This is a genomic window from Hydrogenophaga sp., assembly GCF_041633695.1.
GTDB lineage: Bacteria > Pseudomonadota > Gammaproteobacteria > Burkholderiales > Burkholderiaceae_C > Hydrogenophaga.
Genome location: NZ_JBFJMY010000142.1, coordinates 1 through 10,006, shown reverse-complemented (window position 1 = coordinate 10,006; position 10,006 = coordinate 1). Strand labels below are relative to the sequence as shown.

The 10,006-nt window shown below is 62.8% G+C and carries 10 protein-coding genes; 3 read left to right on the top strand and 7 right to left on the bottom strand.

What is annotated here, in order from left to right; all coding sequences use genetic code 11:
* Positions 1 to 197 precede the first annotated feature (197 nt).
* The gene (locus tag ABYB95_RS10695) at positions 198 to 1,139 is read right to left on the bottom strand and encodes a DMT family transporter (RefSeq protein ID WP_372658492.1); all 942 of its coding nucleotides are present in this window, start codon (positions 1,137 to 1,139) and stop codon (positions 198 to 200) included.
* An 82-nt stretch (positions 1,140 to 1,221) separates the two neighbouring features.
* On the opposite strand from ABYB95_RS10695, the gene ABYB95_RS10690 reads away from it, so the two are divergent.
* Positions 1,222 to 2,136: a LysR family transcriptional regulator gene (locus ABYB95_RS10690; RefSeq protein WP_372658491.1), complete on the top strand. Its 915-nt coding sequence runs from the start codon at positions 1,222 to 1,224 to the stop codon at positions 2,134 to 2,136.
* A gap of 39 nt (positions 2,137 to 2,175) precedes the next feature.
* Here the strand turns inward: ABYB95_RS10690 and bamE are convergent, their stop codons facing one another.
* Positions 2,176 to 2,697 (bottom strand): outer membrane protein assembly factor BamE, encoded by a 522-nt coding sequence (bamE, locus tag ABYB95_RS10685; protein ID WP_372658490.1) that lies wholly within the window; start codon positions 2,695 to 2,697, stop codon positions 2,176 to 2,178.
* 99 nt (positions 2,698 to 2,796) lie between these two features.
* Between bamE and ABYB95_RS10680 the strand changes: the two genes are divergently transcribed.
* Complete coding sequence (locus ABYB95_RS10680; RefSeq protein ID WP_372658489.1) at positions 2,797 to 4,443, top strand: SulP family inorganic anion transporter; 1,647 nt, start codon at positions 2,797 to 2,799, stop codon at positions 4,441 to 4,443.
* A gap of 27 nt (positions 4,444 to 4,470) precedes the next feature.
* Here ABYB95_RS10680 and ABYB95_RS10675 read toward each other — a convergent pair whose 3' ends face one another.
* The 5 genes from ABYB95_RS10675 to ABYB95_RS10655 are packed head-to-tail and all read right to left on the bottom strand — an operon-like array spanning position 4,471 to position 9,581.
* Positions 4,471 to 5,736, bottom strand: coding sequence for an O-antigen ligase family protein (locus tag ABYB95_RS10675; RefSeq protein ID WP_372658488.1), 1,266 nt, complete (start codon positions 5,734 to 5,736; stop codon positions 4,471 to 4,473).
* A 1-nt stretch (position 5,737) separates the two neighbouring features.
* A complete protein-coding gene (gene neuC, locus ABYB95_RS10670) occupies positions 5,738 to 6,859 on the bottom strand; it encodes a UDP-N-acetylglucosamine 2-epimerase (protein ID WP_372658487.1) in 1,122 nt (373 codons plus the stop codon).
* Positions 6,860 to 6,863: 4 nt separating this feature from the next.
* Entirely contained in the window at positions 6,864 to 7,907 is a 1,044-nt protein-coding gene (locus ABYB95_RS10665; protein WP_372658485.1) for an N-acetylneuraminate synthase family protein, read from the bottom strand.
* 38 nt (positions 7,908 to 7,945) lie between these two features.
* Positions 7,946 to 8,854 (bottom strand): hypothetical protein, encoded by a 909-nt coding sequence (locus ABYB95_RS10660; protein ID WP_372658484.1) that lies wholly within the window; start codon positions 8,852 to 8,854, stop codon positions 7,946 to 7,948.
* Position 8,855: 1 nt separating this feature from the next.
* Positions 8,856 to 9,581 (bottom strand): cytidylyltransferase domain-containing protein, encoded by a 726-nt coding sequence (locus ABYB95_RS10655; protein ID WP_372658483.1) that lies wholly within the window; start codon positions 9,579 to 9,581, stop codon positions 8,856 to 8,858.
* Between the two features lie 144 nt (positions 9,582 to 9,725).
* Between ABYB95_RS10655 and ABYB95_RS10650 the strand changes: the two genes are divergently transcribed.
* Positions 9,726 to 10,006 (top strand): glycosyltransferase N-terminal domain-containing protein (locus ABYB95_RS10650; RefSeq protein ID WP_372658482.1); only part of this gene is annotated, 281 nt, incomplete at its 3' end.

The window sequence follows — 10,006 nt, the reverse complement described above, 5'->3', positions numbered from 1 at the left end:
TACACGGGCAGCTGATGGCGGGATTTTTCATCGGCGGTCTGGCCGGAGCGCTGGGTTTCAAATACGCGGGCTACATCAGCACCGTGCCACTGGCCGCCCTGCTGCTGCTGCTGGTGCTGCGCCCGGCACTGGACGACTGGCAGCACCTGCGCCAGCCCCGGCGCACCTGAAGCACCTGAAACGATTCAAGCCTCGGCTCATCGAGGCGCCAGACTCACCCATGCGGCGGACAGCACGATCAGCGCGCCACCCGCCCAGCCCAGCAGGCCCAGCGCGTCCCCCATCACCAACGCGGCGATCAGAGCGCCGAACAGTGGCTCGCTGCCCATGAGCAGCGCCACGCGGCTGGGGCTGGAGCGGGCGGCGGCAAAGTTCTGCGCAAAGAAGGCAAACAAGGTGCACAGCAACACCAGAAACGCCATCGCCGACCAAAAGGATGCTTGGGTCGGCAGCGCATGGAACTGCCACCCCTGTACCAACAGCAGCAATACCAGCGAGCCCAGCGTCATCACGCCCATCTGTATCGCGGTCAGCGTCAGAGCCGGCAAGGGGTGGCGCAAGCCGAAGCGGCGCGTCAAACAAACCATGATGCCGCGCAAGAAGGCAGCCAATAACATCAAGGCGTCGCCCCATGCCAGGCCCAGGCCGCCCACGCTCTTGTAGGCCAGCATGAACGCACCCACGACCGACAGGGCCGCTGCGCTCATGATCTGTGCGGAAGGCTTTTTCCCCAGCAACCACCATTCGCAAAACGGTGTGATGGCCACGCACAGACTGATCAGAAACGCCGCGTTCGATGCGGTGGTGAGCGACACGCCATAGGTTTCGCACAGCAAGATGGCGAACAGATTGACGCCCAGACCGCAGCCGACCTGCAAAGCCGCGCGCCCATTCACATGCAGCAGCGGGCGCAACGCCGGCAACAAGAGCAAAAAGGTCAGGCCAAACCGCAACACCATCAACTCCAGCACCGGCAGTTGCTGCGTCGCGATCTTGGTTGCCGTGTAGCTGCCACCCCAGATCGCGGCCACCAGTATGAGCATGAACTCCCCCGGCCCCAGCCACTTGCGGGCTGCGGCAGACGCATCGCGTGCGCCAGTTCCCTTCAAGCCACCAACCGCTGCATCTCGCAAGTCCATACCGTCCCCGTATTGAAACGGTGATTTTTGGATGGTGAGCGGCACTTGACTAGACTGGTCGCCAGAACAGGATCATTGCGCCATGGGAACCAATCCATTCATGGGTGTGCTGCACGAGATGGTGGCATTTGTGCGGGTAGCCGAGCTGGGCAGCTTTTCGGCGGCCGCCGCACAGCTCGATCTCACACCGTCGGCTGTGAGCCGCCAGGTATCGCGCCTGGAAAAGGCCTTGGGCGTGCAACTGATGCACCGCACCACGCGCCATCTGCGGCTGACCGATGCGGGTCTGGAAGCGTTTGACCGTTGCCGAAACATGGTGGCGGCGGCGCAGGCCACGATGCAGATTGGCCAGGAACACATGCGCGAACCCAAGGGCCAGGTGCGCATCAGCGCACCCAAGGCCTTTGCCCGCCAGGTGCTGCATCCGCACCTGCTGAGCTTCCTCGCTCAGCATCCGCAGGTGGACGTGCAATTGGTCGTGGCCGACCGCACCGTCGACCCGATCCGCGAAAACGTCGACCTGGTGGTGCGCCTGACCCGAGACCCGCCGCAAGGACTGGTGGCTCGGGCCTTGATGGCCGCGGATCACGTGTTGGTGGCCAGCCCAGACTATCTGCGCGGCCACGGCCCTGTTTCCCACCCGCGCGACTTGATGGCGCACAGCTGCCTGTTCCTGGGCGAGCAAGAGCACGATAACCACTGGCATTTCAGCCAGGCGGACGAACGGGTCGAGGTGATCGTGAGCGGACGTTACACCGCCAACCACAGCGAAATCCGGCTGGACGCCGCCGTGGCCGCCTTGGGTGTGGCCTGCATGCCCGGCTTTGTCGCGCGCGCTGCGATGGCACGGGGCGAACTGGTGCAGGTGCTGCCAGACTGGGTGTTCGAAGCCAACTACCAGGGCACGGCCTATCTGCTGTTTGCGCCCACCCGTTACACGGTGCCCAAGGTGCGCATCTTGATCGATCACCTGGTGGCGTGCATCGCCAAAGAATGACGCCAACGCCAACCAGGGCGGCTCAAGCGCCGCAGGGCATCAATACTTGTCCAGCGCCGGGTCGCGCCGGGAGCCGGTGGAGAGCACACGCAAATCGGCGTCAAAAACCACGGTGAAGATCTTCGAATCGCTGTCGTTGGGGCCGTCGAGGTAGCGCCAATCGTGGTGGATTTCATTCTTGAGCGCGTAGGGCGTGATCTTCATGGGCTTGCCCAGCATGCGGCGCACCTCTTCCATTGCCATGCCCGCTTGTACGCGTGCAAAATTTTCTGGCGTCAACACCTGGCGCAAGGCGGCCATCTTGCCTTCCGGCCCGATGGTGATCATGTAGTTGCGGTGCCCGGCGGGTTGCCGGTTGTATTCATACACCTGGGCGCCATCGGCGCCGTCCCAGACCGCTTCGGGTTCACCAAAGCGCTGGCGCACATCGGCCTCGGTGGAAACGCCTTCTTCCAGCTCGTTGATGTTCTGCTGGTCGCATGCGAACAACAGCACCGCGAGCATGCAGATGGACATGCCACGCGCGGCGGCCCGCAAGCCGCCCAGAATCGAATAACTCATCAAAATTCCGTCTTCCGCAAAAAAATCCAGTGTAAGCCGCCATTCCAGTGCCCAGCTGCGGTAAGTTCGGCCAACCGTAGCGAACGGTAACAATTCAACATGCTGCAAAACCTCCCCCCGCTGGCCCCCTTCCGTCCGCGCTTGCTGCAGGACATCAAGAACTACAGCGCCGAGCGGCTGGCGCGCGACATGGGCGCGGGCGCCACCGTGGGCATCGTGGCCTTGCCGCTGGCCATGGCCTTCGCCATCGCCAGCGGGCTCAAACCCGAAGCCGGGTTGTGGACGGCCATCATCGCCGGGTTCATCATCTCGGCCCTGGGCGGCACCTCGGTGCAAATCGGCGGCCCGGCGGGCGCCTTCATCGTCATCGTCTACGGCATCGTGGAGCGTTACGGCGTGGCCAACCTGCTGATCGCCACCGCGTCGGCCGGCGTGCTGCTCTTTCTCATGGGCCTGTTCCGGCTGGGCACGCTGGTGCGCTACGTGCCGGTGAGTGTGGTGATCGGCTTCACCAACGGCATCGCCGTGCTGATCGCGCTGTCCCAGATCCGCGACCTGCTGGGTCTGGACATCGCCCACATGCCGGCCGATTTTTTCAACCAGATCGCCACCATCGCGCAGCACATCGGCAGCCTCAACCTGTACGCGCTGGGCCTGGGCGCGGCGTGCGTGCTCGGCCTCTTCGTGTGGCCCAGGCTGTGGGCCGTCGATTCGCAGTTCCGCCAAAAGCTCGACCAGCTCGACACCGTGAGCGCCCTGCGTGCCACGGCGCGCCTGCCCGCCCCGGTGGTGGCACTGGTTACGCTCTCGCTGCTGTCGTGGTTCATGCAGTTTCCGGTGGAAACCATTGGCACCCGCTTCAACGGCATTCCACAAGGCCTGCCCGCTTTTGAATTGCCCAATTTTTCGTGGGAAACGGTGCGGCTGCTGGTCACACCCACGCTCACCATCGCCCTGCTCGGCGCCATCGAATCGCTGTTGTGTGCTCGCGTGGCCGATCAACTCGGTGAGCACGCCAAGCACGACCCGAACCAGGAGCTGATGGCCCAGGGTGTCGCCAACCTGGTGGTGCCCTTCTTTGGTGGCATGCCCGCCACCGGAACCATTGCGCGCACCGTCACCAACATCCGCGCCGGCGCCACCTCGCCCGTGGCCGGCATGGTGCATGCCCTCACTCTGGTGGCCATCGTCTTGCTCGGCGCGCCCTTGGCGGCCCACATCCCGCTGGCCGTGCTGGCCGGCGTGCTGTTGTTCGTGGCCTGGAACATGGGCGAATGGCGGGAATTTGCCCATCTGCGCAAGTTCACCCTGCACTACCGTTTGATGCTGCTGGCCACGTTCTTCGTCACCATCGTGTTCGACCTGACGGTAGCCGTGGAACTGGGTCTGGTCATGGCCTGCGTGCTGTTCGTGCGCCGACAGGGTTCGATCTTCAAAGCCGAACAAATCGCCACGGGATCGCAGCCGGGCCTGACCTACCGGCTCTACGGTTCGCTGTTTTTTGGTGCCGTGGCCAAGATCGACCCCCTGGTCACGCAGATCGAACAATCCCCCATGGGCACCCATGTGGTGCTCGACGCCACCCAGCTGATCTCGCTGGACACCACCGGGCTGGACGCCCTGACACAGCTGCACAAGGCGGTGCACAAACGCGGCGGGCACCTCAGCATGGTGGGCTTGAATCCACAGCCCAAGTCGCTGCTGGAGCGCTCGGGCTTTGCCCAGCAGTTGCACACCTGCGAATGAAGTATGCAGGCGCAACGCAGCCAAATTTCAAACGTTGGACACTGGCATAGGCTCCCGGCCTGTCATGTCGACCCAGAACCATGCGGTGAAGAAAACAAAAAAGGCATTGAACAAGCCATAGCCGATGCTAGTGAAACTGAGTGCTTTCCAGGCGTACAAGAACCACAACCCGAGCAATAAGACCACCATTTCCGAACGTTGCACAAAGCGTGGGCTCAGGACCATGGCTCTCAACAGGAACCCTCCAACCACGGCAAGAAGCGCTAGACCGATGACACCCAGCTCAAGAGCCCATTGGATGTACTGGTTGTGGAAGTTTCGGTACGGCAGGGTGTTGTTCGGGTCGTGGGCGAACTGCGGCAGATCTCTAGGTTTGATACCCGCCCCCCAGCCCAACCAGGGTCGCTCTGCCATTGCATCGAATGCCACACGGTACATTTCCAACCGCCCGCCAACCGAGGTCTGCACCGACCGAGTTCGTGCCTCACCTCCTTGCATGTATTCGGCCACCTCGCCTTCCACCATGGAAAACCGCGGTTCAAGAACCTGGAAAGAGGCGGTAAACAGCAACGCCATTACTAGGGACATGTAGGCCACTCTTCTTTTTGTGATCTGACCCGCCGCCCGCCATGCGATGACACCCAGCAACGCCACCGCAAGCCCCAGCATTTCGGTCCTGCGTTGTGTGCCGACAAACGCAATCCAACCCGCCACCATCCCAAGCGCCAGCCAAACGCGCCTGCGCGATGACGCCGCCGGCCGCGTAAGTGCCACAAAAAGCCAAAATAGGAAAAACGCAATGGTAAGTCCCAGCAAACCACAGTTCCCGGTTCCTCCGGCAAAACACGCGGCTTGTTCGGAACTCGGAAACCAATAGATAGCACACAGGTACCAGACCATGAGCAGGCCCATGCTGACCACTATCCAGGGTTCGGATTTCAACGGCGAGACCTGAGCCTTGCGCAAGAACGGCAAGAGCGCGGGCCACAACAAAAAATGCAAATGGTTGAAGGCATTGTCCAGTGCCTCTCGTGGAGATTCGGCCCATAACATCGACAGCAGCTTGATCGCGAAGACCGAGACAAAGCCCAGGGCCACCAAGCGCTCCGACGGATCCTCTTCACGAGAAGGCCCGAACGATTGAACGCTCCCATGCTCTTGACGCCAGATCCAAATGCCAGCCATCGCCATGCCCATCAACAACACTTCGGGTGCGCCCAACACCAAATGGCAAAGAAAAGGGAATGCCAGGACCCAGGTTTTCGGCTTTTTGAACACGGTAGAGGGATTCAATTTAATGCGCGTCGTGAAACGACTTTTGACCCGAAATACGCCAAAACACAGGGTCGGCCAAAGCGCTCACAAAACGCTGTGCGGCTTGGCCATCGCCAAACTCCGCGCTGGTGGGAAACTTGAGGCCCCACTGTGCCGACAGAAACTGTTCGATCTTGCCCGCATCGAAAGCGTGCGCGTGCGTGATCGACGGGCCGGTTGCGCGCAAGTTCTGGCGCGTGCCCACGTCCAGGCTCGGCACGCCGAGAAAGGGCGCCTCGCGCACGCCGGCACTGCTGTTGCCGACCATGGCCGAGGCATGGCGCATGAGTTCGGAAAAATAGGCGAAGCGCATCGACGGTATTTGCCGAAAGCGGTCTTTGGGCAACTTGTCCAACACCGCAAAGATGTCCTCGGTGCCGGGGTCGTTGTTGGGCGCGATGACGACGAAGTGGCGGCCACTGGCGGCCAGGCGGTCGAACAGCGCCTGGGCCTGCGCGCCGATGGTGTCGGCTTCCGAAGTGACGGGGTGGAAGACGGCAATGCCGTAGTCCTCGAACGGGATGGCGTAGCGCGCCCGCACCTCGTCCATGGTCACGCCAGAGGGCCGCGCATGGGTGTCGAGCTCGGGCGATCCGATGTTGTACACGCTGTCGGGAGACTCGCCCAGTGCCAGCACGCGCTGGCGTGCGGCTTCGGAGCTGACGAAGTGTGTGGCGCACAGCTTGGTGTTGCAGTGGCGCAGGCTTTCGTCGATGGTGCCCGAGACTTCTCCGCCTTCGATGTGCGCCGACGGGATGTACTTCATGGCGCAGACGATGGAGGCACCCAGCGCTTCCACTCGGTCGCCGTGGATCAGCACCAGATCGGGCCGGTGCTCGTGCACGAAGTCCGAAAAACCCAAGATGGTTTTGGACAAGATGAACTCCAGCGCGTCGCCCTCGCGCTGGTTCACGAACTCGAAAAATTCGGCGTTCGGAAAGCGCTTCACTTCCAGCTTGGTCTCGCCATAGCGGCGCATCATGTGCATGCCGGTGATGAAGAAACCAATGGAGAACCCGGCCTGTTGCGCGGCATGGGCGAGTGGTTCGAGCTTGCCGTAGTCGGCCCGCGTACCGGTGACGAACAAAAGTTTTCGGCTCATGCGCTCACTCCGGCTGCACGCCGTCCAGATCGCTCCACAGCAACTGCTGGTTGCGGCGCACGGCGCGGGTCAGCCGTGCTCCGATCAGGCGGTCAAAGTGCTGCACCGAAATTTCGCCCGAACCGGGTCGGCGGGCCCAGATGTCGGCGGCGGTCACCACGTGGCCCGCTGGCAGGTCCTTGTCGGCCACCACCGAGCCGCGTGCGAAGCGGTACACATCTTCCTCGGGTGCGGTTCTCACCTTGGGGTTGTTCAGGGCCACGTGGATTTCGCGCGAGCGGTCGATCAGAAAACGCAGCTCGGCCGGGTCCATGGAGCAGATGATGTCCGGCCCTTTGCGGTAGCGCGTGTCGGTGAAATGGCGCTCCAGAATGCAAGCACCCAGGGCCACGGCAGACAGGGCCATTTCGGGGCCAATGCTGTGGTCGGAAAAACCAATCACAGCACGTGGAAAGGCCTGTCGCAACTGTGTGATGCCTTGCAGGCTCACGATCTCGGGCGGCGACGGGTAGAGGTTGGTGCACTCGAGCAGCGCGTAGTCGATACCCGCCTGGTCCAGCACCTGCACCGATGGCCGCATGCTGTCAATGGTCTGCATGCCGGTGCTCATGATGATGGGCTTGCCAAACCCCGCGATGTGGCGGATCAGCGGCAGGTGGTTGCATTCGCCCGAACCGATCTTGAAACCGGCCACACCGATGTCGTTCAGAAAATCGGCCGCTGCACGCGAAAACGGGGTCGAGATGTAGATCATGCCCAGCGATTCGGTGTGTGCTTTGAGCGCGATCTCGTCGTCCTTGGACAGGGCGCAACGCGCCATCACTTCCCAGATCGACACGTCGGCGTTGGGCGGAAAAATGCTTTTGGCCTCTTCGGTCATTTCGTCTTCGACGAAATGCGTCTGGTGTTTCACCATCTCGCAGCCGGCCCGGTGCGCGGCGCTGACCATGGCCTTGGCCACGTCGAGGCTGCCGCCGTGGTTGATGCCGATCTCGGCGATCACCAGCGGGGCGTGGGCGGGTGAAATTTCTCGGTGTGCAATGCGCATGGGGTGGTCCTGGATTCGGTGGGGTGCGGCTCGCGTGATCAGACGATGCCTGCGTAATAAGACCGGATTTTCGCCTGCATGAAGCCCAGCGTGCGCCGGCTCCAGATCAGCTTGCGGGATTTTTCGTCCACGATCACGTCGCCTTCTTGCAGTTCCAGCAGATTCTCGGGCTTGATCATCAGGCCATTCAAGGTCACCGCCACGAGTCGGCTCCTGCGCCGCTGCACCCAGGGCAACCAGGCTTTGACATAGAGCCAGAAGCCCCAGTAAAACATGTATTCACCGGGAAACTTCACCACATAGGACTTGGGCAGGCGCACCATGTGCTCCTGCGCCACCCAGCTGATGAAGCGCTCGTCGGCGATCATGGGCCGGAACTCAAAGTTCGGATGCTCGTCCAGCAACTGCATGAAACGCTCGGCGATGTAATGGCATTCGGCCGGGTGAAAAACCACCATGGACGAATTGCCACGTGCGTACTTGCGTTTCTGGGTGCGGCGGTACAGAAAGCGGCCCACCGGTCCAAACGGCAGAATCGCGCTGGGCAGAATAGCCACGGTCTGACGGTCCTGCATCAGAGCCAGACCGCTGCTCACGTCGCCCAGGATGATGGTGTCCAGATCCACGTAAATCGCGGGCAAGTCCGTGCGCAGGATCTGCTGCTCGAACATGACCAGCTTGGCCTGGCAGCCCGAGCGCCTGAGATTCGCCGCCAGCCAGCGCTCGGGAAAGCGCACCAGCTCCACCTCGGGTGACAAGTCGGGCCGCTCCCGGTCCGAGATCAGCACAAACCGGGCCGGCTGGGCGGTTTTTGAGGCGATGCTCTCAACCAGGTGGTTGACGATGCGGGTGCTGTACTTTTCGCCCCAGCAAATCAGCACGCACTGCCACGTCGGTGGCGGTGCAGCTGCGGCGGTTTGCGTTTCGGATGCGACGGCGGCGCCCATGTCAGCCTTTGGCCTGCGGGTCGGGCGCGCCTGCGCCTGATGCGCCTGGCCGCGCCATCAAAACCCGCTCGCAATGTTCGAAGTCGGCCAGGGTGTCGATGTCCTGGCTTTGATCGGCCGACATTTCGATCACGCCCATGCGGTCGGAGACAAAACTGCCCCGCGCCACGAACCAGTCGGCGTCCACCACGTAGACCGCGCCGTTGGGGCGAACCACCGGCGGTAGGCTTTGGCGGTTGGCAAAACAGTAAGTCGGGTCGGAGACCGGCTGGAAGCGGTTGCCCCGCAACACGCCCCACTTGAGCACGCTGCGCTCGGCCGCCGTGACCGACAGCACCAGCTCGAAGTAGCCGGGCCGAAACACGTCCAGCGCCGCCGCGATATGGGTCACCTCGCGCAAGGGCGAAGTCGCCTGCAGCAGCACCACGGTCCCGCTGCAGCCAGCGGCACTGAGCGCGTGCGCCAGCACCGGGGCCATGGGCACGGTGTCGCCACCCAGCTCCTGGGGCCGCTCGATCACGGTCACCATGGCCGGGAGTTGGGCGTTCAAGATCTCGGGAATGTCGGTCGTGACCACCACACGGTGCGCACCGGCCGCCAGGGCCTGGTCGATCGCGTGCCGGTACAAAGGCTTGCCCGCGAGCAGACGCGTGTTTTTCTGGGGCAAGCCTTTGGAGCCCGCCCGCACGGGAATGACGGCGGTCCAGCTCGGCTTTGTTTGGGGCATGCGGAGAATTTCCTTGGGAACAGCTGCTCCCGTCCACCGGACGGCAGTTCGGCCCATCGACCGCCAGCACAGGGCCTAACTATACTGAAACACTTTGCCCGTGCTCACCGCCATGCCCTGCCGCCCACCAGCATCCCTTCAGAGATGACAGCCCCCGCTCCGAGCCCCCGTTTTTCCCTCCCCTGGCACCTGCGCATCCTGTACGTCCTGTACACGCTGCTGTGGCATGTGCTGTTGCCGCTGGTGTTGCTGTACTTCTGGCGCAAAGGCGGGCGCGAACCCCTGTACCGGGCCCATTGGGCCGAACGCTTTGGCCGCACGCCCGCCCGCCTCGCCGATCGCCCGATCTGGCTGCACTCGGCGTCCATGGGCGAGCTGCGCGGCGCAGCCCCCCTGGTGCGCGCCTTGTTGGCCGAGGGCCACAG

Bases quoted from the DNA above. Each gene is read 5' to 3' on its own strand.
- ABYB95_RS10655 (WP_372658483.1), bottom strand. From the start codon at position 9,581: ATGCCCCAAACAAAGCCGAGCTGGACCGCCGTCATTCCCGTGCGGGCG.
- bamE (WP_372658490.1), bottom strand. From the start codon at position 2,697: ATGAGTTATTCGATTCTGGGCGGCTTGCGGGCCGCCGCGCGTGGCATG.
- ABYB95_RS10690 (WP_372658491.1), top strand. From the start codon at position 1,222: ATGGGAACCAATCCATTCATGGGTGTGCTGCACGAGATGGTGGCATTT.
- ABYB95_RS10660 (WP_372658484.1), bottom strand. From the start codon at position 8,854: ATGGGCGCCGCCGTCGCATCCGAAACGCAAACCGCCGCAGCTGCACCG.
- neuC (WP_372658487.1), bottom strand. From the start codon at position 6,859: ATGAGCCGAAAACTTTTGTTCGTCACCGGTACGCGGGCCGACTACGGC.
- ABYB95_RS10695 (WP_372658492.1), bottom strand. From the start codon at position 1,139: ATGGACTTGCGAGATGCAGCGGTTGGTGGCTTGAAGGGAACTGGCGCA.
- ABYB95_RS10665 (WP_372658485.1), bottom strand. From the start codon at position 7,907: ATGCGCATTGCACACCGAGAAATTTCACCCGCCCACGCCCCGCTGGTG.
- ABYB95_RS10680 (WP_372658489.1), top strand. From the start codon at position 2,797: ATGCTGCAAAACCTCCCCCCGCTGGCCCCCTTCCGTCCGCGCTTGCTG.